The following is a 208-nucleotide window of genomic DNA, read 5'->3' as shown; positions in this document are numbered from 1 at the left end:
GGACCACACTACTGGTCACCGATCTCGCCGGAGGCTGGATTCCACCCCATGTCCGGCTGCCCGCCCATGTGACGCTGTTGGAGCCAGCACCACGACGTCACGATGCCAATGTTGAAGACCTCTTAGCCTAGCCCGGATGTTTCGCGGGGTTGACGTGGCGGCCTGATCGGTTCGGATTGCGGTTTTCGATCTTGATTTTCGACGGTGG

At 60.1% G+C, this 208-nt stretch carries 1 pseudogene; it reads left to right on the top strand.

Annotation, left to right across the window (positions count from 1 at the left end):
* Positions 1–125 (top strand): annotated as a pseudogene (locus BST40_RS29945) (DUF5632 domain-containing protein); the annotation flags it as partial.
* Positions 126–208: the final 83 nt, after the last annotated feature.

This window comes from Mycobacterium persicum (genome assembly GCF_002086675.1).
GTDB lineage: Bacteria > Actinomycetota > Actinomycetes > Mycobacteriales > Mycobacteriaceae > Mycobacterium > Mycobacterium persicum.
This window is presented reverse-complemented; position numbering and strand designations above follow the sequence as displayed.